Raw genomic sequence first — 24,987 nt, 5'->3', positions numbered from 1 at the left:
GGGCCCGGCTCCTGGGTGCGCCCTGGAGCCGGGCCCCGCTCCCGTCCACGCGCGCGGGCGTGAGGCCGTCAGCGGCTCACGTGCCCGGCGTGCCGGACGTCCCGGGCGTCCCGGACGTCCCTGCGGCGCCCCCGCGCTCGCGCAGTCGCGGGTCGGTGATGCCGCCGGGGCACTCCCGGGCCGGGTTCCAGTCGGCGAGGTCCGCGCCCTGGTGGTAGGCGGAGTCGAGGAAGTCCAGCACGGTGGACCAGGGGTCGGCGGCGGCGCGGGCGTCGGCGTACATCAGGAGGGCGATGTGGCTGCCGCGGGCCGGGGACCAACGCGCGGCATCGGGGCGCAGCCGGCGGGTGGAGAGGTCGGCGGGCTCGGGGGCCGTGTACGAGTAGAACGCGGGGGCCGGCACGGTCTCGTCGCCGAACCAGAATCCGGCGCTGATCACCTCCTGCGAGTACGCCTCGCGCGTGACCGGGTCCGCGCCGTCCGCCGGGGGGACCTCGCGGCCTGAGAAGCGGGTGACGGCGATGTCGAAGGTGTGCCAGAAGTGGTGGACCGGGCTGGTCTTGCCGGAGAAGCCGGCCGCGTACTCCTCGAGGAGCAGCCCGACCTGGCTCAGCACCTGCCAGTAGCGCGTGACCGCCGCCGGGTCGTAGGCGCGGTGCTCGCCGTCCTCGGCGAACGGCCGCTTCGCGTCGGGCAGGTCGTACGGGTACGGGTGCTCGGGCCGGACGTCCACGCCGAGTGCCGCGAGCGCGGCCAGGGTGTCGCGCTGGAAGTCGGCGACCGAGCGGCCGGTGAGCGGGAAGGACGCGCTGCGGCCGGAGAGCGTCCGCACGGCGAGCCGGTGCGCGACGAAGTCGAAGTCGACACAGAAGGCGTCGCCGCCGGGCAGCGGGCCGGTCGGGCGGGTGGTGATGCCCTGCCCGGTCAGATGGAACGGCACGTTCCACCAGTGGTTGCGCCGCGGGCTGCCGGCCAGCCGGATCTTGCCGACCACCTGCAGGAAGCGGTGCAGCCTCTCCTTGGTGTCCCGCCAGGACTCCAGCGGCAGGTCGGGGAAGAGTTCCACGTCGCGCTCCAGGTCTTCGGGTCCTGCGAGGATCCCCCTTCGGCCCCGCGGCCCCGTCTCCCCCGTGTCCTCCGCGTCCCGCGCGTCCTCCTCCCATCGTCGGCCGCCCCACGGCTGCGCGCCAGCGCAGGGCCGGCGCAGGGCCAGCCCGGCGTCAGCCGACCGCCGGCGCAGCGTCAGGCGCGGAACTGGACGACGGCGTGCGTTCCGCCGGTGCGCCAGGCGCCGCCGTCCCGTTCGAGATCGGCGAGCACGTCGGGATCGAGGCCGACCGCCACGTCGGACTTCAGCGTGCGCAGCGCCAGCAGCGGGCTGGGGGCATAGGACGTCAGGGACGCGAAGGGCGTGGTGGCCGGGTGGTGCCGGTCGCCCACCAGGCGGCGGTAGTTGAGGTCGCCCTTGAACACCGTGACGGCGGCCTGGGCCAGGTCGGCGCGCAGGTCGTCCGGCATCGCGGCGTAGGGCAGCGGCGCGCAGAAGAACCAGTGGTCGCGTACGGCCAGCCGGCCGCTCGTCATCGCGTCCCACAGCCGCGCGCCGATCCGGCCCGCCCGGCCCGGCGCCTCGGTGATGCGCCGCAGGCAGTCGACGACGTCGGCGGTCGTCGCGTCGGAGACGAAGTACGGGTACGGCTTGACGTGCAGCACGGCGGTCGCGGCGCGGCCGGTGGTCAGGAGGTGGTCGAGCAGGATGAGGTCGGGGATCAGCTCGCGGCCGGCGTTGTCGGCGACGAGGTGGAGGGCGGTGGCGCCGCTCGGGGTGGACGCGGGGCCGGCCGGCCCCAGGTGGCGCCAGAAGCGGTCGGCGTCGTCGACGATTACGCCATCCCGGGCGTCCTCGCCTGCGCCCCTGCCCCCACCGCCCTCGCCACCCGTACCGGCACCCGTGTCCGTACCGCCACCGGCTGAGATGCGGAAGCCCAGGTCCGCCCGGTTCCCCCACAGCGCCCCGCCGAGCACCGCCCGGTCCTGCTCCTCGCGCGGCAGCCCGGGCACCTCGTCGAGCGCGGCCAGCTCCTCGGCGACCGCCGCGCCGCGCAGCTCCGCGCGCTTGAACGGCGCGAAGGGGTCGACGCCCTGCCAGGGGCCGGGCCCGAAGTGGCCGACCGCTTCGAGCAGCCGCCGGTAGAAGTAGCTCTCGGCCCACAGGAACGGCACCTCGAACCACGACTGCCCCACGTACGGCCTGCCCCACCGCCCCCACCTGGCCTCGTCGTGCGCGCCGGCCGGGAGCGGCGCGATCCGCCCGGCGGCGGTGCCCGCGGCGCTCCACGCGGTCTCCGCGGCCAGCGCGTCCAGGGCCTGCTGGCGGTCGGGCGGATACGGGAACGCGTCGCGGACCTGCCGGATCAGCGCCGGGTGCCGCTCGGCGAGCACGCTGTGCGGGAACGAGTCCGGGTCCGCGCTCGTGATCACCGGCGCGTCGCCGCCGCCTCCGGAACCCGGGTGCGGTGCCGGCTGCGCCGGCCGGTCTGCGTCGGCCACGGGGCTAGCGCCGGGCGCGGGCGTGGAGGGCGTACGCGGCCGTCGCGGCGGCAATGGCGGCGACGGCGGTGAGCGCTCCTGCCGACCGGAACGCGCGGTACGGCCCGGCCTCCAGGAACGCCCGCTCGCCGCGCACGGACAGCACCGACGCCGTGCTCTGGAGCGATCCGACGGACACCACCGACTGCGCGGAGCCGATCGACGCGGCGGACAGCGACGAGCCGATCGAGCCGATGGACAGCACGCTGCCCACCGAGCCGATCGAGAGTACGGACCCCACCGAGCCGATCGACAGGAAGGAGTCCTTCGACCACAGGGAGAGCGAGGGCTTTCCGTCGCCGCCGGACGTGAATCTCGTCATACGGTCATCCTGCCGTGAGCGGGCGCGGCTCGCGCCACATGGGCCACATCCGGGGTCCGTCCGGGAGGTCGATCGTGCTGCCGGTGAAGGCGAAGCCGAGCCGCTCGTAGAGGTGGCTGCTGCGCTCGCTGCTCGCCTCCAGGTAGGCGTGCAGACCCTCGCGGTCGCAGCGTTCGAGCACCGATCCGATCAGCGCGGCGCCGACGCCCTGGCTGCGGACGTCCGACGAGACGGTGATCAGCATCAGGTACTCGTGCGGCCGGTCCGCCGGGTGCGCCGCGCCGAGGAGGCGGACGATCTGCTCGACCCGCTCGTTCCCGGGGTCGACCGCCGCGCGGACCGACTGGGCCTCGTCCGGCTCCGCGCCGTCGTCCGCGCCCTCTCCCTCGCCCCCACCCTCACCCTCGCTGACGCCTATAGCGGCGACGCCGGTTTCGTGGGACTCGTCGTGTTTGCCGGCCGGAACCGACATCCATAGGGCGACGGCGGAGCCGTCCTCGGCCATGTCGACGTATCCCTCGTCGAGCGCCGAGTCCAGGAACGCGCCCATCAGGACGCCGTGACGGCTGCGCCGGTGCTCCAGGTCGGGGAAGATCCAGCTGCTCACCGGATCGTGGTGGAAGCCTTCGTCCAGCAGCCGCGCCAACGCGTCGCGGTCCCCCGCCCCGGCCCTCCGAATCGCCACACCCATGTGCCCGCCCCGCCCTTCGACTTCACGTCAACTGATCTTGCGCATACGGCGGTTGCAGCCTAGTGCGATGAGCCGAAAGGGTCACCGGTGCGGTGCGGCGGTACTGTCCCCCGTACGAGCGTCCCGGGCGAGACCCTCCCCCGCGGGATCGTCCCGCGGCGGTTCCTGCGGCCGGTCCGTCCGCGCCTCGATGGCGCGCAGCACGGCGACCATGTCGGCGTCGCCGAGCCCGAGGCGCACCGTCTCGGCGAAGAGCGCGTGGCACACGTCGAGCAGCGGGGACGCGAGTGAGGCGTCGCGCGCGGCCTCCGCGATCAGGCGGTTGTTCTTCAGCACGTCCAGTGCGGCGGCCTGCACGGCGAAGTCGCCGTCGCGCAGCTTGGGTGACTTCATCCGGGAGACGCCGCTCGCCATCGGCCCCGCGTCCAGGACGGCGAGGAAGCGCTCGCGGTCAAGGCCGTGCCGGTCGGCGAAGTGGAACGCCTCCGTGAGGCCGGTGACCATCGTGATCAGGAAGAGGTTCACCGCGAGCTTCATCAGCAGCGCGTCGGGCGCGGCGGGACCGCAGACGAAGGCGTCGCCGCACATGGGCGCCAGCAGCTCGCGCACCTCCTCGACGGCGTCCGGCGGCCCGGCGAGCATCGCCACGAGCCGGCCCGCCTCCGCCGGCCCGCGCGAGCCGCTGACCGGGCACTCGACGTACGTCCCGCCCGCCGCGCGGACGTCCGCTTCGAGCGCACACGAGTAGCCCGGCGCGGTGGTGCCCATGTGGACGACCGTGCGGTCGCGGACGTACGCGGTAAACCCGCCCGGGCCGGCGTCGCCTGACGCGCTGCGGGCGGTGGGCGCGGGCTGGGCACCGTTGCGCGGCCGGTGGAGCACGGCGTCGATGGCCTCGCCGTCGGCCAGCATCAGGAAGACGGTCCGGGAGCGGCGGAAGACCTCGGCGGGGGTGGCGGCGACCCGGGCGCCGGCCGCGCGCAGCGGCTCGCTGCGGGAGGGGGTGCGGTTCCAGACGGTGAGGGGCGTGCCGGCCCGCGCGAGGTTGAGCGCCATGGGTGCGCCCATCACGCCGAGGCCGAGGAAGCCGACGCCGCGGCCGATGTCGTCACTCATGCTGTCCCCGCCCCTGCGCCTGCCCGTGTGCACGCTCGCTGCCCCCTTCGGCCGCGCCTCTCGTGCGGCGGCCTTGCCGTCTATGACGCCCGTCATAATACTGGGAGCTATAACGACTGTCATAGAGGGGGCGGCGGCCCTCTCCGCCGCAGCCGGCGGCCCGTGGCGCCTCGTTCCCGTCGGCCCGGACGACCGGCCGGTCCTCGACGCCCTGTTCGCGGACTGCTCCGCGCAGACCGTCCGGCTCCGCTTCTTCGGGGCGCCCCGGACGCTGCCGCCGGAGTACGCGGCCGAACTGCTCGCCGGGCGGCCCGACGTCCACGACGCGCTGGTCGCGTACCCGCGGCCCCACGACGGCCGGTACGCAACCACCGGCCCGCACCCCGTAGGCCCGGTCGGCCTCGCCAGCCTGGCCACCGACCCCGGCTCGTACCCGCTCACCGCCGAACTCGGCGTCCTGGTGAGCGACGCCTGGCAGCGGCGGGGCGCCGGCGCCGCGATGACGGCCGCGCTGCTCGACCGGGCCCGCGCCCGCGGCGTCGAGCGGGTCGCGGCCTGCGTGCTGCCCGCCAGAGCCGCGCTGCTGCGGGCGATGGCCGGGCGCCTGGGCCTGGTACCGGCGGCGTCCCCCGCGCCCGGCGCGCCGCCGGCGGTCACGTACGACCGGACAGGCGACAGCCTCACCGCCGTCTATAGGCTGCGCCCGACCGCCGACCGACGCGGCACCCGTGGGAAGGCACCCGATGACGAGGCACCCGATGACGACACCTGAGGAGGGCGCGGCGCCCGGCCGGCCCGACCCTTCCGGCAGCCCGCGCCCGCGCGCGTACGGCCCGCGTGAGCGCATGGTCTTCAGCGCCGCGCAGCTCATCCGGCGCGACGGCGTCGCCGCGACCGGCATGCGCGAGGTCGCGGCCCACGCCCAGGCGCCGCGCGGTTCGCTCCAGCACTACTTCCCCGGCGGCAAGGAACAGCTGGTCAACGAGGCTGTGGCCTGGGCTGGCCGGTACGCGGGCAAGCGCGTCGCCCGGTTCATGGCCGCCATGGACGCGCCGACGCCGGGCGGCCTGTTCGCCGCGATGGTCCGCCAGTGGTCGGACGAGTACCTGGCCCTGGGGTACGGCGCGGGCTGCCCGGTGGCCGCGGCGACCGTGGACTGCGCGCAGTCCGTCGCCTCCACCCGCGAGGCGGCGGCCGCCGCCTTCACGACCTGGAGCGGCCCGGTCGCGGCGGCCCTCACCGCCATGGGCGTCCCGGCCGCCCAGGCCCCGGCGCTGGCGACGCTCATGATCAGCACGCTGGAGGGCGCGATCCTCATCGCGCGCGCGGAGCAGGACGTGCGCGCGCTGACCACCGTCACCGCCGAACTCGGCCCGATGCTCGACGGCTGCGTGCGGACCGCCTGAGCGGCGTCCGGGCCACCCCTCCTGGGTTGCCCTGCTCGGCTGCCCTCCTGCGCCCCCTCCTCATCGCGCGCACGCGCACGGCGTGGCTTTTGTCCCTATCGTGAGTCGTGAGTCGTGCGGCCGCTGGCCGTGCGCGGGCCCGCGCACGCGCACGCGCGCGGCGAAAGGAGAGACGGCCATGGTCGAGCCGATTGCCGAGCCCGAGCCCGAACCGCAGCCCGAACCGCAGTCCGGGCCCCGGCGCCGGCCGGAGCGCGCGTCCGGGGCCGAGCGCGCCGACTCCCCCTCCGCGGCGCCGACCGGCGAGGCGGCGTTGGAAGGCCGCCGGATCGTGGTCGGCGTGGACGGCTCGGAGCCGTCGCTCGAAGCGCTGCGCTGGGCAGGACGCCAGGCCACCCTGACCGGCGCCACGCTGGAGGCGGTGATGGCCTGGGAGGCGCCCGGCGCCTACGGGTGGGCCGGGCTGCCCGGCCGCCCCCAGGACTTCGACCTGGAGGAGCCCGCCACGCAGGCGCTGAACGACGCGCTCGTCGCCGCGCTGCCCGCCGAGCAGGTGGGGACCGTCAGCCAGGTCGTGGTGATGGGCCACCCGGCGCAGGCACTCCTCGACCGCGGGCAGGGCGCGGAGCTGATCGTGGTCGGCGTGCGCGGCCTCGGCACCTTCCGGGCCGCGCTGCTCGGCTCGGTCAGCCACACGGTGACCCTGCACGCGTCCTGCCCGGTCGTGGTGGTGCGGGGCGCGGCCGAGCAGGCCGAGGCGGGGCAGGAGTAGCGCGCGACGCCGGACGGGACCGTTCCGGCAGGACCGGACGGGCCGGCTCCGCGGTGAGGGGACCGGCGGGTTCCGGCCGGTTCGGGCGGCTTTCGGCGGCCGCAAGGTCGCTTTCCGGCCTTCCGGCACCCGGCCGTGACCTGCGCGTTCGTGAGGTTGTCCACAGGCTGCGCAGACCCCCTCACCGAATGTGCGTGCGGCGGAGCATCATGGGTGCATGAACGAGATCACCGGATCCACGAGCGGGTCCATGCCGGAGTGGGAGAAGCGGTTCCGGGCGCCGCGTGTGGGACTGCCCGAGTGGGCGGAGGACGCACCGGACCGCAGCCTGTTCGTGTCGAATGTGACCGGCACCTACGAGCTGTACGCGTGGGACCGCGCGACGGGCGGACGCCGCCAGGCCACCGACCGGCCGAACGGCACGACGGAAGGCGCCCTCAGCCGCGACGGCGAGTGGGTGTGGTGGTTCTCGGACACCGACGGCGACGAGTTCGGGGTCTGGATGAAGCAGCCGTTCGGCGGCGGCGAGGACATACCGGCCGCGCCGGGGCTCGCTCCCTCCTATCCGGCCGGACTGGCGCTCGGCGTCGGCGGGGTCGCGGTGATCGGCCGCTCCACGGACGAGGACGGCACCTCGGTGCACGTCGTGCGCCCGGACGGCGCGCCGTACGAGATCTACCGGCACCCGGAGTCCGGTGGCGTCGGCGACCTGTCGGAGGACGGCACCCTCGTCGTCATCGAGCACACTGAGCACGGCGACGCGATGCACAGCGCGCTGCGCGTGGTGCGGGTGTCCGACGGCTCGACGGTCGCCGAGCTGGACGACACCGAGGGCGGCACCCGCGAGCTGGGCCTGGACTGCCTCGGGTTCGCGCCCGTGCCCGGCGACCCCCGGCTGCTGGTGGGCCACCAGCGGGCCGACCGCTGGCTGCCGATGATCTGGGACACCGTCACCGGCGAGGAGAGCGACCTCGGCATCGACCTGCCGGGCGACGTGCACGCCGAGTGGTATCCGGACGGCTCCGCGCTGCTGGTGGTGCACGACTTCCACGCCCGCAGCGAGATGTTCCGCCTCGACCTGGCGAGCGGCGCGATGACGCCGCTGGAGACCCCGCCGGGTTCGGTCAGCGGGGCGTCGGCCCGGCCGGACGGCACGGTCGAGTATCTGTGGTCGTCGGCCGAGCTGCCGCCCGCGGTCCGCTCCACGGCGGGCGTCACGGTGCTGGAGGCCCCCGGTCTGCGGGCGCCGGACTCGGTGCCGGTGGAGGACGTCTGGGTGGACGGCCCCGGCGGCCGCATCCACGCGCTGGTCCAGCGGCCCGCCCCGGGCGGCCCCGGCCCCTGGCCGACGGTGTTCGAGATCCACGGCGGCCCGACCTGGCACGACTCGGACGCCTTCGCCGCGGGACCGGCCGCCTGGCTCGACCACGGCTTCGCGGTCGTCCGGGTCAACTACCGGGGCTCGACCGGGTACGGCAGGGAGTGGACGGACGCCCTCAAGCACCGGGTCGGCCTGATCGAGCTGGAGGACATCGGGGCTGTGCGCGCGTGGGCGGTCACCTCGGGTCTGGCCGACCCGGCCCGGCTGGTGCTGACCGGCGGCTCGTGGGGCGGCTACCTGACCCTGCTCGGTCTGGGCACCCAGCCGGAGGCGTGGACGGTGGGCATAGCCGCGGTCCCCGTCGCGGACTACCCGGCGGCCTACGCCGACGAGATGGAGGCCCTCAAGGCCCTCGACCGGACGTTCTTCGGCGGGTCCCCGCAGGAGGTCCCCGAACGGTACGAGGCGTCCTCCCCGCTGAGTTACGTCGGCCGGGTCACCGCCCCGGTCTACATCAGCGCGGGGACGAACGACCCGCGCTGCCCGATACGCCAGATCGACAACTACGTCGAGCAGCTGCGGGCCCTGGACAAGCCGCACGAGGTGTACCGGTACGACGCGGGACACGGCTCGCTCGTGGTGGAGGAGCGGATCAAGCAGGTCCGGCTGGAACTCGCCTTCGCGCTGCGGCACGTGGGCGGCTGACGCCGCAGACGGCGCAGGAGTGGCCCCGGGCAGGCGCCCGGCCCGGGGCCACCCCCGGAGAGCAGGGGGTGGCGAGGTCGGACCGCTCCGGCCTCCGGCCCGCGGTCAGCTCGCGGACGCCGGGGCGGCCTGCTCCCGGTCGCCCTCGGGGACCCTCGCGTCCGGGTCCGCCTGGGCGGCGCCGTCCCCGGAGTCGCGCTCGCCCTGGTCGTCGTCCTCGTCCGGCATGAGGCCGAGCGCGGCGTCGGCCCGTGCCTCGCCCTCGCGCCGCACCAGCCTGAACCACATGAAGACCACGAAGCCCGCGAAGACGAACCACTGCCCGGTGTAGCCGAGGTTCTGGAACGCCTTGATGTCGAGGCCGCTGTTGGGCGCCGCCGCTGCCGGCACCGCCTTCAGCGGCGCCACGGGGTGCGTGGCGGTGATCCAGCCGCCGCTGTAGACCGGATAAGGGAGGACGTTCACGAGAGACGCCGCACTGATCATGCCGAGCTGCCCGGTGGGCAGCCCGCCCCTGGAGTCGACGCCGCTGGTATCGGCGGTCTCCGGGTACTGCACGGCCCCGGTGACCGTGACCGACCCGGTGGGCGCGGCCGGCACCGAACCGGCCCGCGCGGCGGCCGAGGCGTCGCCCGACAGCCAGCCGCGCACGACGGGCAGCGCGGCGCCGCCGCCGATCCGCAGCGGGGTGAGCACGTAGAAGCCGTCGTGCCCGTCCAGGGCGCGGCCGGGGATCAGGAACTGGTGGCCGGTGTCGTAGCTGCCGGTGGCGTCGACCAGGCGTCCCGAGCCGTCGTCGGGGATCTGGGCGGCCGGGTTCGGCAGCACCGTGCGCAGCGGCACCGGCGCCTCGGTCGCGGCCCTGCTCTGGTCGTGCTCCGCGGTCCGGTGCTGGTCGACCCGCACGTGGAACCGGCTCAGCTGCCAGCTGCCCATGAACACGCAGAACGGCACGGCGAGCAGTGCGAGCACGCTGACCGTGAGCCAGCGGGGGGTGAGCAGGAACCGGTACACGCCTCAACGGTACGGGGGCCGTTCGCCGCCCCCGCACCCGGCCCCAGGACGGCGGCGCTCGGCGGGGGCAGGGACGGACGGGGGCAGGGCGGGGCGCTACGGCGTGGGTGTGCCGTCGGACTGCGGGATCGCCGAGGTGGTGTAGACGGTTCCGGCGCAGGCGTCCTGGATGACCGGGCCGTCGACCACGGGCGCGCCCGCGGCCGGCGTGTGGTTCAGGGCGACGCTGCCCGGCGGCGGGGTGGTGGGGTCGCTGCCGGACTGCGGGGCGTCCGCGCCGCTCGCCGCTTCGCTGCCGGAGCTGCCGGTGCCCGCGTCGGCGCCGCCCACGCCGCTGGTGTCGGTCGCGGTGGGCGTCGGGCTCGCCGGCGGCGTGGTCGGCACGGGGCAGCCGCCGGGGCCGTCGCCGGCCGGCACCCAGGCGAAGGCGACCTCGTACTCCTGGCCCGGGGCGAGGACGACCGGGCCGTCCGCTCCGGCCGGGAGGTCCGCGGCCGGGTCGCCCGCGGTGTGGCCCACGACCTGGATCCGCGAGGCGTCGGCGGAGCCCTGCGCCACGGCCTGGACCAGGCCGCCGCTGGGCACCGTGCAGGGAGCGTCGGAGACGTTGGCGACGCGGAACCAGCCGTAGACGCGGCCGGCGGCGTCCGGGGCGTCGGCGTTGCTCGCGCCCTGGCCGAGCTGGTCGCTCGAACAGTCGGGGGCGGGCGAGCCGGTGCCGGACGGCGTCGGGGTCGCGGAGGCCGGGCCTCCGGGGCCGACCGTCGGGTGCTGCTCCCTGGGGGCGCCGCCGGGGCCCGCGGTGATCTGGCCGGAGGGGCCGCCCGGGGGTCGGGTGTGCCCGTCCTCGCCGGGCCGCGGGGTGGGCGAGCTGGCGACACCGGCCGGAGCCGCCGCGCTGCCGCCGCCGTCGGACGCCGCGTGCACCAGCGCGGGGATCGCCATGGCCGCGAGGACCAGGGTGGCGGCCGCGCCGACCATCGCCTGCCGGCGGCGCTGGCGGCGTACCGGAATGGCACGCCGCAGGTGGTCCAGCGCGTCGGGCGAGCCCTGCAGGTCCTGCACCGCACCGCGCATCAGCGTGCGCAGCGCCTCCTCGTCGGCGCTCTCGCCGTACAGCGGCTCGCCCGGCGTCGGAACGCCGGAGAAGCCGGAGAAGCCAGAGGAGCCGGAGGAGGACCCTGAGGGGGTCTCGGCCGGGACATCGGTGGAAGGGGAAGAGTTCTGCTGATCCATGCCGGGTGTGTCGTCGGGGGTGCGGGGGCTTTCGGGGGTACTCATGTCGTCGCCTCCATCGCGACGCGGAGCGCCGCGAGGCCACGCGAACCGTACGCCTTCACCGAGCCCAGCGAGATGCCGAGGGTCTCGGCGACCTGGGCCTCGGTCATGTCGGCGAAGTAGCGCAGCACGAGGACCTCGCGCTGGCGGCGCTGCAGCGCGCGCATCGCCGTCTTGAGCTGGTCGCGCTCCAGGATCTCGTACGCGCCTTCCTCGGCGCTCGCCATGTCGGGCATCGGCTTGGAGAGCAGCTTGAGGCCGAGTATCCGGCGGCGCAGCGCGGAGCGGGACAGGTTCACGACGGTCTGGCGCAGGTAGGCGAGGGTCTTCTCGGGGTCGCGGACCCGGCTGCGCGCCGAGTGCACCCGGATGAACGCCTCCTGGACAACGTCCTCGCAGGAGGCCGTGTCGTCCAGCAGCAGCGCGGCGAGGCCCAGTAGGGAGCGGTAGTGCGCCCGGTACGTCTCGGTGAGGTGATCGACCGTGGTACCGACAGCCATTGCTGTGTCAGCGTCCCGACTCTCGATGGGGGTGGTCACTCGTACCGGCCAGGGCGCGATCACCGGGACACCGCCCGCTGGGCCGTCGGCCGTGCGCACACGCCGGACGCGCGGGGGCGCGATCGTGCCGCCCCGCCCGCCGAATGCCGTCTCGATACCCAGTGCCTCCGCCACGTCAGTTGGACGCACTTCCCCCCGCCAGGGTTGTACGCGCACGACATTTCGCCTGGCACCGAGCCACGTATCCCCATGCGTACCAGCTCTTCCTCAACGCCCCATCGACACCGACGCCCCCCCGGTTCACGTGCGGTGTGCAGCACCTTAGGGCAGTGCGCTGACACAAAGACGCTCCCCCGCGGCCGTCGGTTGCAGCCACGGGGGAGGAGATTGTCCAACGCGCGGGCGATCCGGATCAAGTGGTCCAGACCAGATCGCCCGGTCGGCGGCCTTTCGGCGGCTCGTCAGCGGCCGGTGCCGCCGTAGACCACGGCCTCGTCGCTGTCGCTGTCCAGGCCGAACGCCGAGTGGACGGCCTGCACCGCCGGCTTGACGTCGTCGACCCGCGTGACCACCGAGATCCGGATCTCGGAGGTCGAGATCAGCTCGATGTTCACGCCGGCGTTGGAGAGCGCCTCGAAGAAGGTCGCGGTGACCCCCGGGTTGGTCTTCATGCCCGCTCCGACCAGCGAGATCTTGCCGATCTGGTCGTCGTACCGCAGCGAGTCGAAAGCGATCACCGTCTGCGCCTTGGAGAGGGCCTCCATCGCCCGGTGGCCCTCGGTCTTCGGCAGCGTGAAGGAGATGTCGGTGAGCCCGGTGGCCGCGGCCGACACGTTCTGCACGACCATGTCGATGTTGATCTCGGCGTCCGCGATGGCCCGGAAGATGATCGCCGCCTCGCCCGGCTTGTCCGGCACGCCGACGACTGTGATCTTCGCCTCGGAGGTGTCGTGCGAGACACCGGAGATGATCGCCTGCTCCATCGGCTTCTCCCCTTGCGGTGGTTCGTTGCTGACCCAGGTGCCCGGAAGTCCGGAGAACGAGGACCGTACGTGGATCGGGATGTTGTAGCGGCGGGCGTACTCGACGCACCGGTGCAGCAGCACCTTGGAACCGGAACTGGCCAGCTCCAGCATGTCCTCGAAGGCGATCCAGTCCATCTTGCGGGCCTTCTTGACCACCCGCGGGTCGGCGGTGAAGACCCCGTCGACGTCCGTGTAGATCTCGCAGACCTCCGCGTCCAGCGCGGCGGCCAGCGCCACCGCGGTGGTGTCGGACCCGCCCCGGCCCAGCGTGGTGATGTCCTTCTTGTCCTGCGACACACCCTGGAAGCCGGCGACGATCGCGATGTTGCCCTCGTCGAGCGCGGTACGGATACGGCCCGGCGTCACATCGATGATCCGCGCCTTGTTGTGCACCGAGTCGGTGATCACACCGGCCTGGCTGCCCGTGAACGACTGCGCCTCGTGGCCGAGGCTTTTGATCGCCATGGCCAGCAGCGCCATGGAGATCCGCTCTCCTGCGGTCAGCAGCATGTCGAACTCGCGGCCCGCCGGGATCGGCGACACCTGCTCCGCGAGATCGATGAGCTCGTCCGTCGTGTCGCCCATCGCGGACACCACGACGACGACCTGGTGGCCGGACTTCTTGGTGTCGACGATCCTTCGGGCGACCCGCTTGATGCCTTCGGCATCGGCGACGGAGGAGCCGCCGTACTTCTGCACGACAAGGCCCACGTGCGCTCCTCGCTCAGGGGTGAATGCGATCAGCCCAGTTTAACGAGCAGGACGGCTGCGCCCCGCACGTATCGCATGGTGAGACGGGACGTTCAGCACCTGGTCCGGAGGGTGGCGGGCGGCGCCGGTGGGCGGCCCTGGCAGGCCGCAGGGGTGCGCGGCGCCGGTGGGCGGCGCCGTGACCACGGCTCCAGCGGAGGCGGCTCAGCGCCACCGGCTCAGCGGCCGACTGCTCAGCGGCCCACTGCTCAGCGGCGGCGGCGCAGTCCCATCGGCCCCAGCTCCGCTTCCATGACCCGGCCGGCCTCGCGCGCCAACTGCTCCTCGTCGCCGTCGTCGTTGCCGGTGTCCAGCCCGTCCAGCTCGTCCAGCGGGCTGTCCAGCCGTACGTGCGCCACGAGCGACTGCAGCGCGCGCAGCGACGCGCTCGCGGTCGCCCCCCAGTTGGACAGGTAGGAGAACTGCCACCACCACAGCGCCTCCGACACCCGCCCGGCCCTGAAGTGCGCGATCCCGTGCGCGAGATCGGCCACCACGTCCGCCAGGTCGTCCGAGATCCGGCACGCCACCGGCGTCGACCTCGGCACGTACGGGTCGAACACCTCGGAGTACACGTCGATCGGCTCCAGCAGCGATGCGAGCCGCTGCCGCAGGTCGTCCTCGTCCGGCTCCGGGCCGGCGTCCGGCTCGTACCGCTCGTCCGGGACGAAGTCCTCGTGGGCCCCCAGCCGGCCGCCCGCGAGCAGCAGCTGCGAGACCTCCAGCAGCAGATACGGCACCGCGCTGTCCGGGTCGTCGCCCTTGGCCACCTCGCGCACCGACAGCACGAAGCTCTCGATCTGGTCCGCGATCTGCACCGCGAACTCGTCCGGCTCCTGGGCGACGGGCGCCTCGGCCGGCGCCGCGGTCTTCTTGGCCTGCTTCTTGTTCACCACGGTCTCAGACATCCAGCAACCGCCTCCCTTCGAAGGCCCGCCCCAGCGTGACCTCGTCCGCGTACTCCAGGTCGCCGCCCACCGGCAACCCGCTCGCCAGCCGCGTCACCCGCAGCCCCATCGGCTTCACCATCCGGGCCAGATAGGTGGCCGTCGCCTCGCCCTCCAGGTTCGGGTCCGTCGCCAGGATCAGCTCGGTGACGGTGCCGTCCGCAAGGCGGGTGAGGAGTTCCCTTATCCGCAGGTCATCGGGGCCGACGCCCTCGATCGGGCTGATCGCCCCGCCCAGCACGTGGTACCTGCCGCGGAACTCGCGGGTCCGCTCGACCGCCACGACGTCCTTGGGCTCCTCGACCACGCAGATCACCGCGGGGTCCCGGCGCGGGTCGCGGCAGACCCGGCACTGCTCGTCCTGCGCCACGTTCCCGCACACCACGCAGAAGCGGACCTTCGCCTTGACCTCCGTCAGCACGTGCGCGAGCCGGCGCACATCCGCCGGATCGGCCTGCAGGATGTGGAAGGCGATCCGCTGCGCGCTCTTGGGACCCACGCCGGGCAGCCTGCCCAGCTCGTCGATCAGGTCCTGCACCACGCCTTCGTACACGCCTGCGGCCCTTTCCTCGGATTCCTCAGAACGGAAGGCCCGGCATACCGCCGAGGCCCTGTGCGAGCGGGCCCAGTTTGGCCTGCTGGAGCTGCTGGGCGGCCTCGTTCGCGTTGTGCACGGCGGCCACCACGAGGTCGGCGAGCGTCTCCGTGTCGTCCGGGTCGACCGCCTTGGGGTCGATCACCAGCGCACGCAGCTCGCCGGCGCCGCTCACCGTCGCCGCGACCAGGCCACCACCGGCCGAGCCCTCGACGTCGGCCTCCGCCAGCTCCTGCTGAGCTGCGGCGAGGTCCTGCTGCATCTTCTGCGCCTGCTGGAGCAGCGCCTGCATGTTCGGCTGATCACCGGGGATCACGGGAAATCGCTCCTGCCTGTGCCGTGCCGCATTTTCTTGTGACAGGGCGAGCCTACGTGCTCGTACGGCGGATCGCGCTACGCCGTACGGAGGATCGGCGCGGCGTACGCTGCGCCCGGGGGATGACGGCGTGGCGCGCCAGGCGCCGCGGGTCGGGCTCGGGGCGGCACCGAGCCGCCGCAGGGCCAGGGCAGGGCCGGGGCAGGGCCGCCGCAGGGCCGCCGACCAGGCGATGTTCCACGTGGAACATCACGTCAACCGTGGTTGATCTCCTCGATCACAGTCGCGCCCAGCTCCCGGATGAACATGTCGTGACCACTCGGTGCGGAGTCGACCAGCTCGGGGTCGTCGTCCTCCGGGATGTCGTCCTCCAGCGGCGGCGGCTCCTCCATGGCGGGCGGCATCCCGCCGTACGGCTCGCCGCGCTGCGCGGGAGGTGCGGCGGCCCGGCCCGCGGCGGCCTGGGCCCGCGCGGTGGCGGCCGCCGAGCTGGAGCTGGAGCCGGACCCGGAGCCGGGGGACGATGCGGACGCCGAGGACATGGCCGGGGCCGCGCCGCCGCCGCCCTGACCGCCGGGGATGCCCCCCGGACCGCCCTGCTGGGCGGGGCCGCCGGCCGTGGAGCCGTACGGGCTCGGGGCCGCGCCGCCCGGCTGCCCGCCGGTCGGGGCGGGAGCGGCGCCCGGGCCGGGACCGCCCTGCGGCGGGCGCGAGGAGCCGCCGCCGCTGCCGAAGCCGCCGCCCCCGTAGCCGCCGGAGGGGCCTGGGCCCTGACCGCCGGACTGGCCGCCGCCCGAGGGGTCGACGATCGCCTCGATCTTCCACTGCACACCGAGGGCGTCGTTGATCGCCTGCTTCAGCACGTCCTCGCTGCCGTTGTTGGCGAAGCTGTTGCGGGCACCCGGGTTGTCGAAGCCGATCTGCAGGGTCTCGCCGTCGAAACCGGAGACCTGCGCGTTGTTCGACAGCAGCATCCAGGTCAGGCGGCGGCGGTTCTTGACCGCCTCCAGGATGTTCGGCCACATCTGGCGGACCCGGGAGGGGTCGCCGAGCGGGGCGGCGCCTGGGCCGGTTCCGCCGCCGGGGGCGGAGGGCACAGCGGGCGGTGACTGCTGCTGTCGCGGGTTCTGCTGGGCGTGCTGCTGCTGGGCCGGCGCGGGGGTGCGGTCCTGGCCGGCCGTGGTGGGCCAGGCGCCGGGGCGCGGGGCGGGGGGCTGGCCCGTACCGCCGGTCGCACCGGCGGTCGTACCGGCTGTGGTCGGCCATGCTCCGGGGCGGGCGGCGGGCGGCTCCGCCGCGGCGGGCGCGGGCTCGTACGGTGCGGCTGCCGCCGGGGGCTGGACAGCGGGCGGCTGGGCGGCGGGCGGCTGGGCCGCCGGGGGCGCGGCGTGCGGAGGCGCGGCGGGGGCGCGGCCCGCAGGTTCCGGGGGGGTACGGCCCATCGCGGCGCGTGCGGCGGCCGCTCCCCCGGGCCCGCCGGGGGCGCCGGTCTGGCTGCCGCCGGTGAGGTCGGCGGCGTGGCTGCCGGAGGGAACGGCTGCGGGCGCGGTCACCGCGATCGCACCGGAGGCGATGCCGCGTTCGAGCCGTTCCAGCCGGGCCTGCAGCGACCGCTCGTCCTCGTAGGCCGCGGGCAGCAGCACACGGGCGCAGATCAGCTCCAGCTGGAGGCGCGGGGAGGTGGCGCCGCGCATCTCCGTCAAGCCGGTGTTGACCAGGTCGGCGGCGCGGCTCAGCTCCGCGGCGCCCAGGACGGAGGCCTGGGCCTGCATCCGCTCCAGCACGTCGCGCGGCGCGTCGATCAGCCCCTTGTCGACCGCGTCCGGCACGGCGGCGAGGATCACCAGGTCGCGGAGGCGTTCCAGCAGGTCGGCGACGAACCGTCGCGGGTCGTGCCCCCCTTCCACCACGCGGTCGACGATCTCGAAGACCGCCGCGCCGTCCCCGGCGGCGAAGCCGTCCACCACGTCGTCGAGCAGCGCGGCGTCGGTGTACCCGAGCAGGGCGGTCGCCATGGCGTACGTCACACCGCCGGCGTCGGCACCGGCCAGCAGCTGGTCCATGACCGACATCGAGTCGCGCACCGAACCGGCGCCGGCCCGTACCACCAGCGGATACACGCCGTCCTCGACCGGGATCGCCTCGCGCACGCACACCTCGGCGAGGTGGTCGCGCAGGGTGCCGGGCGGCACCAGGCGGAAGGGGTAGTGGTGGGTGCGGGACCGGATGGTGCCGATGACCTTCTCGGGCTCGGTCGTGGCGAAGATGAACTTCAGGTGCTCCGGAGGCTCTTCGACCACCTTCAGCAGGGCGTTGAAGCCCGCGGAGGTGACCATGTGGGCCTCGTCGATGATGTAGATCTTGTAGCGGCTGCCCGCCGGCCCGAAGAACGCCTTCTCCCGCAGGTCGCGGGCGTCGTCCACACCGCCGTGGGAGGCCGCGTCGATCTCGATGACGTCGATCGACCCCGGCCCGTTCCTGGCGAGGTCCAGGCAGGACTGGCACTCACCGCAGGGCGTGGGCGTCGGCCCCTGCTCGCAGTTCAGGCAGCGGGCCAGGATCCGGGCGCTCGTCGTCTTCCCGCACCCCCGCGGCCCGCTGAACAGGTACGCGTGATTGACCCGGTTGTTCCGCAGCGCCTGCTGCAGCGGGTCGGTGACGTGCTCCTGCCCGATGACCTCGGCGAAGGTCTCGGGGCGGTAGCGGCGGTACAGAGCGAGGGACACGCCTACGAGGTTATCCGGGCGCACCGACAACGCGCCCCACTCCCGCCCGGCCCACCCCCGGCCCCCGGGCAGCCACGCGCCTCTCCGGGCAAGCGAAGACCCCTCACGCACCCGCCAGAGCCCACCTACCCTTGCTGCCTTCCGGCCCTGGGGGAGTTCAGCGAGATAGCGCCACGTGAGGGGCTGCGCCCACCCTACCCGATCCGATCACCCGACATCGAGTTCGCACCCACCCCCCTGCATCTTGTACTGTTCCCCACGGAGGATTCGCCTAGTGGCCTAGGGCGCACGCTTGGAAAGCGTGTTGGGGGCAACCCCTCACGAGTTCGAATCTCGTATCCTCCGCCAGTGCCTCACCGGGCACGACTCGAAGGGCCCCACCGTCCGCGGTGGGGCCCTTCGACGTCGAGGGTTGCAGTTTGGGTTGCAGTTCGACCCACCAGCGCCCTTGCGCCTGACTAACTGATGGCTGTTACCGCCGGGATGAGGGAGTCATGAGCGGCATCTGGACCACCGGCCGCGACGTGGTGGAGTCGATGGCAGAGTTGGTGGGTTTCAAGCTAGGCCTCAGCGTGACCGAGGAGCAGCTAGAGCAGAGCGTTCGCCAGCACGGCATGGCCGAGCTATGGCCTGACGATCTTGAAGCCACTTACCGGTATCGGCCGGAGGCGCTGGAGCGACTCGCTCAAACCTTGCTCGCGGCTTATGGCGATCCGGACGCTGCGGGCGTCGCGGCCTCGCCACTGACGATCTTGCCGCTGTCCCGAGAGTTCTCCGACTTTGATGGGTTCCTGGAAGTAGTCGACTACGTCCTGCCCAGGCTCACGTCGCTTCCTCTGAATGAGCGCGAGGACGCCCTCGATCCAACCAAGTTGGTGACGGAGGTTGCTCAGCACTGGGGTCGGCGCGGCGTTGAGGTGACAGCTCGACTCATGTCCCAGATCAATGCCCGGGTGACTTCCAGCCCCTGGTCACGAATCCGCCGCGTGTCCTACGACTCCAGGATCGAGCTACGCGAGCTGTTCGCTTCAGAGTCGCTTCCCCTCCCGCTCGGCTTGTTCTTCGACCAGAGATTCGTTGACTACCTTGACGCCAATGCCGCTGAGCTCTCACGCATGCACTGGCGCCAGTTCGAAGGGCTCGTAGCTGAAAGGCTGCGCCGGGAGGGGATGAAGGTCGAACTAGGACCCGGGCGAGCAGATGGGGGTGTTGATGTCCGTGCCTGGGATCCGGCAGCGCCCGACGGTGCTCCTGCGGTTCTCCTGGTCCAGTGCAAGCGCACACATCAGCGAGTCGATCTCGTCGTTGTGAAGGCATTGGCCGCAGATGTCATGTTTGAGGGAGCACAGAAGGGCATGGTCGCTACGACCTCGTCCTGGTCCCCCGGAGCTAGATCAACAGTGACCGGCCGGGGCTACCCGATCGACGAAGTAAACAGGGACACGCTGCTGCAATGGCTGACACAGATGCGCAGTCCGGGCAGCGGCCTCTGGCTGCCTCGACGGCCCGAAAACACTTGACCGGGCCGTCGAGACTGCGCGATCGCGGGTGCTACGAACCCATGCCAGAAGAGGACCACAGCAGGCCACCGACCTTGTCAGCGGTGTCCCGGAGGACGCGGCTGGTCAGGTGCTGGTAGCGGCGGCGCATGCGAGCCGATTGGCCGGGTTCCCAGCCCATGATCGAGTCCACGATGGTGTCGGAGACGCCGAGGATCAGCAGGATGGTGCCTGCTGTGTGACGGGCGTCATGCAGTCGGCCGTCCCGCAGCCCGGCGGCCGCCAGCAGTTCCTTCCATTTGTGGTGGTCGGTGTTGGGGTTGAGCGGCTCGCCGGTCGGTGAGGTGAAGACGTATCCCTTCTCGACCCACAGGTCGCGTGCGTGGCGGCGTTCGCGATCCTGCTCGTCGCGGTGCTGCGCGAGGAGCTTCATCAGCTCGTCGGGAACCCCGATGGGGCGCCGTCCGGCGCGGGACTTGGTGTCCTTGGTCTCGCAGCGGATGTTGACCTTCTGTGGGCAGTACCCGGGCTTGCGCCCGCACGTGTCGCCGCAGCCGTGCTGGTACCGGGGTCGCAGCCGTCCCCGATGGACGACCAGCACCCCGAGGTCGAAGTCGACGTCTGTCCACTTGAGCCCGAGCACCTCGCCCTGCCGGAGGCCCAGGGCCAGGGCGATGACCCATCGCGCCGCGTTCCGCTGGCGGTTGGCCACCTCCAGCAGGAGCTGGACCTCCTCGATCGTGTAGGGCGCGACCTCTTCCTCTTCCAGGCGTGGAGGCTTGGCGATGGTGGCCGGGTTCTCGGTGAGGTGGCGGCGGCGCCTGGCCTCGTTGAGGGCGGCGCGCACGGTGCGGTGGGTCTGGTGGGCGGTTCCGGCCGAACTGCCGTTGTCCTGCATCTTCTTGTAGAAGCGCTCCAGGTGCTCGGGCTCGAGCTTCGCCAGGCGGTGGGCGCCGAGGCCGGGTATGAGGTGGTGGTAGACGGCGACGCGGTAGCCGTCGATGGTGTTCTCGGAGACGTGCAGGGCGGCGATGTTCTCGACCCAGTGGGTCAGCCAGGACTCGACCGTCCAGGTCTGGCCGGCCTTGCGGACACGGCCCGCGTCGCGCTCCTTTTCCAGGGCGCGGACGGCCTTGGTGGTGTCGGCGCGGGTCTTGCGCTTGACGTGGCGGCGGTCGGGCTTGCCGTTGTCCTTGACGCCGACGGTGACGTAGCCGTGCCAGTTGCCGTCCTTGCCGAGGTAGATGGATGAGGCGCCGTTGGGCTGTCGGGACTTGGTCATGACAGCCCCCTCAAGCCGCGAGGGCGACGGTCGAACGGGCGGGCTGCGTGGAACGGGCGGCGACGTACTCGTTCAGCGCCTCGGCAGGGATACGGCGCAGGCGGCCTATGGTCACGGACGGGATCTCACCGGAGGCGAGGAGCGCGTACATGGTGGTCCGGCCGACGCTCAGGCGCCGGGCGGCTTCCTCGACGGTGAGCGCGACTAGCGTGGGGTCGTACGCGGTCGATGTGCTGGCGTGGAGGGCGTGCCGAAGGTCTTGCTCGCTGACGCCGAGTGCGTCCGCGAGCAAGGCAATGAGCGCGGGTGTTGCAGGCATGGGGTTCCTCTCGGCGGCGCGGGGCAACGCGCTGCCGTGCTGACTGGTGGGATGGGCGGTGGATGAAGCAATCCCGCGTGCCTGGTCCTCGGCGTTGGTAGCGCCGAGGACCAGTGCGGGTGTGGCGAGGCTGGGCCGGTGGGAAGCGGCTGATGGCCTGGGTGGGCGCGCCTGGACAGCCGTGTGGGGTTGTGGCAGTGGGAGGAGACCCCCTACTGGCCGTCGGACGGTCCCTTACGCAGTGGATCCCAAGTCGAGTTGGGAGCCGGGTACCACTCGGGTCCGGTGTCCTGGCCGACGTTCACGCCTTGGGCTGCGAGGCGCTCGGCGATCTCGTCGTACTCGCGCTCGGCCTCTTCGAGCCGGGCTCTGGCGCCCTGCTCGATGTCGTGGGCGGCCTTCCACTCCTGCTCGGCCTTCTGGACGCGGTAGCCGGCCTCTTGCAGTTCGTAGTCCGGCTCGTCGGGGCCGGCGACGGCCTCGGTCATGAAGTGGGCGGCGGGGACGTTGAGGGCCTTGGCCAGGGCGACGACTTCGTCGAAGCGCAGCAGGCGGGTGCCGTTCTCGATCTTGGCGATCTGGGTCTGGTGGAACTTGAACCCGAGCTGGGTCATGCGCTCGGCCAGGTCTTCCTGTGACAGGCGTGCGGCTTTGCGCAGGACCTTCATGTTGTGCGTGATCAGGGCCTCGCCCTCAAGGGGCGTGTAGCGGTGCGCGTCCGGACTGGACATGTCGACCTCCCTTCGACCCGGTCTCGACGCGCCGGGATAGACCAAAACGATATCGCATGAAGAACCCATGCTGCAAGCGGTTGAGCACTTCGTTACGCAATCGTGACATCGTTGGACCAGGCAACATGCTGGAATCGCATGCTCTGATAATGCCAGAAACGCTTGACTGGTGGCGCGTGCCCGTGATATGAATGTTCTAATCCCGCATTGAGATCCCAACCTGGAGGAGGTTGAGCGCCGGTCGAGACTGGCGCCGTACAGCACAAAGCCCCCGGCGCTACCAACACCGGGGGCTTGACGGAAACCACGCCACCGCCCATCCCAGGACAGTCAGCCAACGGCGGACCGGGTTGCCCCCCGGAACCCGCCGAGCAAGGAGTCTCCGTGAACGAGGATACTGCCTCCAGCCACGGCCCCGCAGCCCCAAGCCCCATCCCACCGGCCAGCACCTGGCCAACCGTCGCACAGCCAGGCAGCGGGCACCGGCCACCCCACCCCGACACCGCATCCCCGCTCCCCGCCCCCGTGCAGGCACCCGCACAGGACCAGCCGGACGAGCCGGACGAGCCGACCAGCCCGCCGGAGATACCCGACGCACCGCCAACCGAGGGCGACGAACTGCTCAGGCGGCTACGGACACAGATCGCCCGGTTCGTGATCCTGCCCAGCGAGGAGGCGCTGGACGCCGTCGTGCTGTGGGCCGCCGCGACCCACCTGCAGCCCTCCTGGCAGCACGCCCCGCGCCTGGCCGTGGTCGGCCCCGCGAAGCGCTGCGGCAAGTCCCGCCTCCTGGACATCCTGACCGAGACCGTCCACAACCCCGTCATCACGGTCAACTCCACCGCAGCCGCCATCTTCCGCTCCATCACCGAGGAGCCCCCGACCCTGCTCGTGGACGAAGCCGACACCATCTTCGGCAGCCCGAAAGTGGCCGAGAAGAACGAGGAGATGCGCGGCCTGCTCAACGCCGGGCACCAGCGCGACCGCTACGTCCTGCGCGTGGTCGGCAACGACCACACCCCGCACCGCTTCCACACCTTCGCCATGGCCGCGCTCGCAGGAATCGGCGACCTCCCCGACACGATCATGGACCGCTCGATTGTGGTCCGGATGCGCCGCCGCGCCGCAGGCGAGCGCGTCAGCCCCTACCGCACCAAGCGCGACAGCCCCGCCCTGCACGAACTTCGCGCCCGCCTCGCCCAGTGGGCAGCCTCCCTGACCGAGCAGGCCCTCCTCCTGGAGCCGTCCATGCCGGTCGAGGACCGCGCCGCCGACACCTGGGAACCCCTGGTGATCGTCGCCGACCTCGCAGGCGGCCCCTGGCCCGACCGCGCCCGGCACGCCTGCGCCCGCATGGTCGCGGCCGAAGCCGAAGCGGAGCAGGCCCTCCCCAGCAACGCCCGAATCCTCGCCGACATAAGGCGGATCTTCCACGCCAAGGGAGAGCAGGAGCACCTGAGCACCGACGAGATCCTGTACGCGCTGAACGGTGACCCCGAGGCGCCCTGGGCCGAGTACGGACGCGGCGGCCTGACACCGCGCGGCCTCGGCGCGATGCTGCGCGAGTACGGCATCAGCTCGGGCAACGTGCGCGTGGGCGAGATCCAGCGCAAGGGCTACACGCGCGGCAAGTTCACCGACGCCTGGAAGCGCTACTGCCCCGGCGTCCACCCCGTCGGCGCCCCGCAGGCCGACGCGGGCTGACCGGCCACCGGTCCCTGCCACCCGCGCGACCACCGCGCGAGCGGCAGGGACCGGCCCGAGCCGCACACCCGTCTTCTGCCGTCCCAGCCGTCCCAGCCGCAAAACCGCAGCTCACAGGCCCCGAAGGCGGGACGGCTATCCGTCCCAAGACGGATGACGATCCGTCCCAGCGCCCCGGCAGACACCCGCACGCACCGAGCCACCGGCTCCTCCGGTCGCGTCCGCGTGCCGTCCCGGACGGCAGCCGCGCCGCTTGCCGTACCGCCCCTGACCTGCGGTTGCAACGGCAAGACGGCAAAGACGGCACACCGCACCCACCCCACACACCTCCCCCGCAAGGACACCTTCACCATGCCCGACACCGCCATACCCACCGCCGATCCGACAGGGCAGGCCGGCCCCCACCGAGCCACCTGGTGGGACCGGCTCGCGATCATCCTGCTCGGCTTCGCCGGTTGCGCCCTGTCCTTCGACGCGCTGCGGCAGATGGCCACCGCCGTCCACGTCCGCCCCCAACTGACCTACCTCTTCCCCATCGTGATCGACGGCTTCATCGCCTACGGCGTACGCGCACTGCTCGTCCTGCGCGCAGCCCCGCTGCCCGCCCGCCTGTACGCCTGGTCCCTTTTCATCACCGCCACCGCCGCCAGCATCTGGGCCAACGGCCTGCACGCCCTCGACCTCAACCAGCCCGGCACCGTCGCCCTCCACCTCGGCGACACCACCGTCACCATCCTGTCCGCCATCGCACCCCTCGCCCTGGCCGGTGCCACCCACCTCCACATCCTGATCACCCGCTACGGCGGCGGCACCGCCCCCGCCCACACCCCGGCGTACGGAACCACCCCACCGGTTCCGTACCAGCGCCACCAGGCCGACGCAACGCCCCCTCCGCCCGCTCACCAGGTACCGAAGCACCTCGAGCCGTACGACCCGCCGGAGCCCCGGCAGGCCCCGCCCGCGCAGACCGCCGACGTGGATACGGCGGCCAGCCGGAATACCGGAGACGTCGATCAGGACAGCGCCGCGGGAAGCACAGCACCGGCCGGAACACCGCAGGACGAGCCCGAAGACACAGATGGGGACCGGGACGGGGATTCCGTACCGCGCCCCCAGCGGCAGGGCGGGCGGCCCCCGATGGCGACGCTGGAGCAACTGGCCGAGGTGATCGCAGCCGCCCACCCGGACCCCGACTCGATCACACGCGACAGCGCCCGCGCAGCCGTGATCGAAGCCGAACTGGGCGCCGGAACCAACCGCCTCACCGAGGCCATCACCCTGGCCCGCACCGCAGCCCAGCCCCGCCAGCACCCCGACCGGCCGGACGAACAACAGCCACTCGCTGACCAGACCTGAACCCATCCGGACCACCACAACCC

At 72.9% G+C, this 24,987-nt stretch carries 23 protein-coding genes, 1 tRNA gene and 1 other RNA gene; 8 read left to right on the top strand and 17 right to left on the bottom strand.

Going from position 1 to position 24,987, the window contains the following annotated elements:
* Positions 1-76: 76 nt before the first annotated feature.
* The 5 genes from V2S66_RS22170 to V2S66_RS22150 form a co-directional block, all read right to left on the bottom strand.
* Positions 77-1,066, bottom strand: coding sequence for a DUF5996 family protein (locus V2S66_RS22170; RefSeq protein WP_330797676.1), 990 nt, complete (start codon positions 1,064-1,066; stop codon positions 77-79).
* A gap of 176 nt (positions 1,067-1,242) precedes the next feature.
* On the bottom strand, positions 1,243-2,481 hold the full coding sequence (locus tag V2S66_RS22165; protein ID WP_330797675.1) for a damage-control phosphatase ARMT1 family protein: 1,239 nt from the start codon (positions 2,479-2,481) through the stop codon (positions 1,243-1,245).
* Positions 2,482-2,554: 73 nt separating this feature from the next.
* Positions 2,555-2,911, bottom strand: coding sequence for a hypothetical protein (locus V2S66_RS22160; RefSeq protein WP_330797673.1), 357 nt, complete (start codon positions 2,909-2,911; stop codon positions 2,555-2,557).
* 4 nt (positions 2,912-2,915) lie between these two features.
* Positions 2,916-3,602 (bottom strand): GNAT family N-acetyltransferase, encoded by a 687-nt coding sequence (locus V2S66_RS22155; protein WP_330797671.1) that lies wholly within the window; start codon positions 3,600-3,602, stop codon positions 2,916-2,918.
* Positions 3,603-3,683: 81 nt separating this feature from the next.
* Complete coding sequence (locus V2S66_RS22150) at positions 3,684-4,718, bottom strand: NAD(P)-dependent oxidoreductase (protein WP_330797669.1); 1,035 nt, start codon at positions 4,716-4,718, stop codon at positions 3,684-3,686.
* 82 nt (positions 4,719-4,800) lie between these two features.
* Between V2S66_RS22150 and V2S66_RS22145 the strand changes: the two genes are divergently transcribed.
* The 4 genes from V2S66_RS22145 (at position 4,801) to V2S66_RS22130 (ending at position 8,922) form a co-directional block, all read left to right on the top strand.
* The gene (locus V2S66_RS22145) at positions 4,801-5,490 is read left to right on the top strand and encodes a GNAT family N-acetyltransferase (RefSeq protein ID WP_330797668.1); all 690 of its coding nucleotides are present in this window, start codon (positions 4,801-4,803) and stop codon (positions 5,488-5,490) included.
* A 73-nt stretch (positions 5,491-5,563) separates the two neighbouring features.
* Positions 5,564-6,124 carry a TetR/AcrR family transcriptional regulator gene (locus tag V2S66_RS22140; protein WP_330797814.1) on the top strand — a complete coding sequence of 187 codons (561 nt, stop codon included), beginning with the start codon at positions 5,564-5,566 and terminating at the stop codon, positions 6,122-6,124.
* Between the two features lie 313 nt (positions 6,125-6,437).
* Entirely contained in the window at positions 6,438-6,896 is a 459-nt protein-coding gene (locus tag V2S66_RS22135) for a universal stress protein (protein ID WP_330797812.1), read from the top strand.
* A 217-nt stretch (positions 6,897-7,113) separates the two neighbouring features.
* Positions 7,114-8,922, top strand: a complete 1,809-nt coding sequence (locus V2S66_RS22130; protein WP_330797666.1) for a S9 family peptidase — start codon at positions 7,114-7,116, stop codon at positions 8,920-8,922.
* 105 nt (positions 8,923-9,027) lie between these two features.
* On the opposite strand, the gene V2S66_RS22125 is transcribed toward V2S66_RS22130, so the two are convergent.
* The 9 genes from V2S66_RS22125 to ffs form a co-directional block, all read right to left on the bottom strand.
* The gene (locus tag V2S66_RS22125) at positions 9,028-9,936 is read right to left on the bottom strand and encodes an SURF1 family protein (protein ID WP_330797664.1); all 909 of its coding nucleotides are present in this window, start codon (positions 9,934-9,936) and stop codon (positions 9,028-9,030) included.
* A 96-nt stretch (positions 9,937-10,032) separates the two neighbouring features.
* Positions 10,033-11,217, bottom strand: a complete 1,185-nt coding sequence (locus V2S66_RS22120) for a hypothetical protein (protein WP_330797662.1) — start codon at positions 11,215-11,217, stop codon at positions 10,033-10,035.
* A complete protein-coding gene (locus V2S66_RS22115; RefSeq protein WP_330797811.1) occupies positions 11,214-11,837 on the bottom strand; it encodes a SigE family RNA polymerase sigma factor in 624 nt (207 codons plus the stop codon). The genes V2S66_RS22120 and V2S66_RS22115 overlap by 4 nt, the downstream gene beginning before the upstream one ends.
* A gap of 338 nt (positions 11,838-12,175) precedes the next feature.
* Positions 12,176-13,450, bottom strand: coding sequence for an aspartate kinase (locus tag V2S66_RS22110; RefSeq protein ID WP_330797661.1), 1,275 nt, complete (start codon positions 13,448-13,450; stop codon positions 12,176-12,178).
* A 248-nt stretch (positions 13,451-13,698) separates the two neighbouring features.
* Positions 13,699-14,397, bottom strand: a complete 699-nt coding sequence (locus tag V2S66_RS22105) for a DUF5063 domain-containing protein (protein WP_330797659.1) — start codon at positions 14,395-14,397, stop codon at positions 13,699-13,701.
* Positions 14,390-14,989, bottom strand: a complete 600-nt coding sequence (gene recR, locus V2S66_RS22100) for a recombination mediator RecR (protein WP_330797658.1) — start codon at positions 14,987-14,989, stop codon at positions 14,390-14,392. Before recR ends, V2S66_RS22105 begins: the two co-directional genes overlap by 8 nt.
* 25 nt (positions 14,990-15,014) lie before the next feature.
* Entirely contained in the window at positions 15,015-15,347 is a 333-nt protein-coding gene (locus tag V2S66_RS22095) for a YbaB/EbfC family nucleoid-associated protein (RefSeq protein WP_330797657.1), read from the bottom strand.
* A gap of 254 nt (positions 15,348-15,601) precedes the next feature.
* The gene (locus V2S66_RS22090) at positions 15,602-18,073 is read right to left on the bottom strand and encodes a DNA polymerase III subunit gamma and tau (protein ID WP_330797656.1); all 2,472 of its coding nucleotides are present in this window, start codon (positions 18,071-18,073) and stop codon (positions 15,602-15,604) included.
* Positions 18,074-18,164: 91 nt separating this feature from the next.
* An RNA gene (ffs, locus tag V2S66_RS22085) (signal recognition particle sRNA small type) lies at positions 18,165-18,261 on the bottom strand.
* 72 nt (positions 18,262-18,333) lie between these two features.
* Here ffs and V2S66_RS22080 point away from each other — a divergent pair.
* Both V2S66_RS22080 and V2S66_RS22075 read left to right on the top strand, forming a co-directional pair.
* Positions 18,334-18,421, top strand: a tRNA-Ser gene (locus V2S66_RS22080).
* 146 nt (positions 18,422-18,567) lie between these two features.
* Positions 18,568-19,593: a restriction endonuclease gene (locus V2S66_RS22075; protein WP_330797655.1), complete on the top strand. Its 1,026-nt coding sequence runs from the start codon at positions 18,568-18,570 to the stop codon at positions 19,591-19,593.
* Between the two features lie 31 nt (positions 19,594-19,624).
* Here V2S66_RS22075 and V2S66_RS22070 read toward each other — a convergent pair whose 3' ends face one another.
* The 3 genes from V2S66_RS22070 to V2S66_RS22060 form a co-directional block, all read right to left on the bottom strand.
* A complete protein-coding gene (locus tag V2S66_RS22070; RefSeq protein ID WP_330797654.1) occupies positions 19,625-20,854 on the bottom strand; it encodes a tyrosine-type recombinase/integrase in 1,230 nt (409 codons plus the stop codon).
* A 10-nt stretch (positions 20,855-20,864) separates the two neighbouring features.
* On the bottom strand, positions 20,865-21,173 hold the full coding sequence (locus V2S66_RS22065; protein ID WP_330797653.1) for a helix-turn-helix domain-containing protein: 309 nt from the start codon (positions 21,171-21,173) through the stop codon (positions 20,865-20,867).
* Positions 21,174-21,385: 212 nt separating this feature from the next.
* Positions 21,386-21,904: a helix-turn-helix domain-containing protein gene (locus tag V2S66_RS22060; RefSeq protein ID WP_330797652.1), complete on the bottom strand. Its 519-nt coding sequence runs from the start codon at positions 21,902-21,904 to the stop codon at positions 21,386-21,388.
* Positions 21,905-22,336: 432 nt separating this feature from the next.
* Between V2S66_RS22060 and V2S66_RS22055 the strand changes: the two genes are divergently transcribed.
* Complete coding sequence (locus V2S66_RS22055) at positions 22,337-23,608, top strand: DUF3631 domain-containing protein (protein ID WP_413966458.1); 1,272 nt, start codon at positions 22,337-22,339, stop codon at positions 23,606-23,608.
* Positions 23,609-23,959: 351 nt separating this feature from the next.
* Complete coding sequence (locus V2S66_RS22050) at positions 23,960-24,964, top strand: DUF2637 domain-containing protein (RefSeq protein ID WP_330797650.1); 1,005 nt, start codon at positions 23,960-23,962, stop codon at positions 24,962-24,964.
* Positions 24,965-24,987: the final 23 nt, after the last annotated feature.

The organism is Actinacidiphila polyblastidii, from assembly GCF_036353415.1.
GTDB lineage: Bacteria > Actinomycetota > Actinomycetes > Streptomycetales > Streptomycetaceae > Actinacidiphila > Actinacidiphila polyblastidii.
This window is presented reverse-complemented; position numbering and strand designations above follow the sequence as displayed.

Coding starts and splice junctions, on each gene's coding strand:
- V2S66_RS22160 (WP_330797673.1), bottom strand. CDS start 2,911: ATGACGAGATTCACGTCCGGCGGCGACGGAAAGCCCTCGCTCTCCCTG.
- V2S66_RS22155 (WP_330797671.1), bottom strand. CDS start 3,602: ATGGGTGTGGCGATTCGGAGGGCCGGGGCGGGGGACCGCGACGCGTTG.
- V2S66_RS22150 (WP_330797669.1), bottom strand. CDS start 4,718: ATGAGTGACGACATCGGCCGCGGCGTCGGCTTCCTCGGCCTCGGCGTG.
- V2S66_RS22145 (WP_330797668.1), top strand. CDS start 4,801: ATGACGCCCGTCATAATACTGGGAGCTATAACGACTGTCATAGAGGGG.
- V2S66_RS22140 (WP_330797814.1), top strand. CDS start 5,564: ATGGTCTTCAGCGCCGCGCAGCTCATCCGGCGCGACGGCGTCGCCGCG.
- V2S66_RS22130 (WP_330797666.1), top strand. CDS start 7,114: ATGAACGAGATCACCGGATCCACGAGCGGGTCCATGCCGGAGTGGGAG.
- V2S66_RS22120 (WP_330797662.1), bottom strand. CDS start 11,217: ATGAGTACCCCCGAAAGCCCCCGCACCCCCGACGACACACCCGGCATG.
- V2S66_RS22105 (WP_330797659.1), bottom strand. CDS start 14,397: ATGTCTGAGACCGTGGTGAACAAGAAGCAGGCCAAGAAGACCGCGGCG.
- V2S66_RS22075 (WP_330797655.1), top strand. CDS start 18,568: ATGAGCGGCATCTGGACCACCGGCCGCGACGTGGTGGAGTCGATGGCA.
- V2S66_RS22070 (WP_330797654.1), bottom strand. CDS start 20,854: ATGACCAAGTCCCGACAGCCCAACGGCGCCTCATCCATCTACCTCGGC.
- V2S66_RS22065 (WP_330797653.1), bottom strand. CDS start 21,173: ATGCCTGCAACACCCGCGCTCATTGCCTTGCTCGCGGACGCACTCGGC.
- V2S66_RS22060 (WP_330797652.1), bottom strand. CDS start 21,904: ATGTCCAGTCCGGACGCGCACCGCTACACGCCCCTTGAGGGCGAGGCC.
- V2S66_RS22050 (WP_330797650.1), top strand. CDS start 23,960: ATGCCCGACACCGCCATACCCACCGCCGATCCGACAGGGCAGGCCGGC.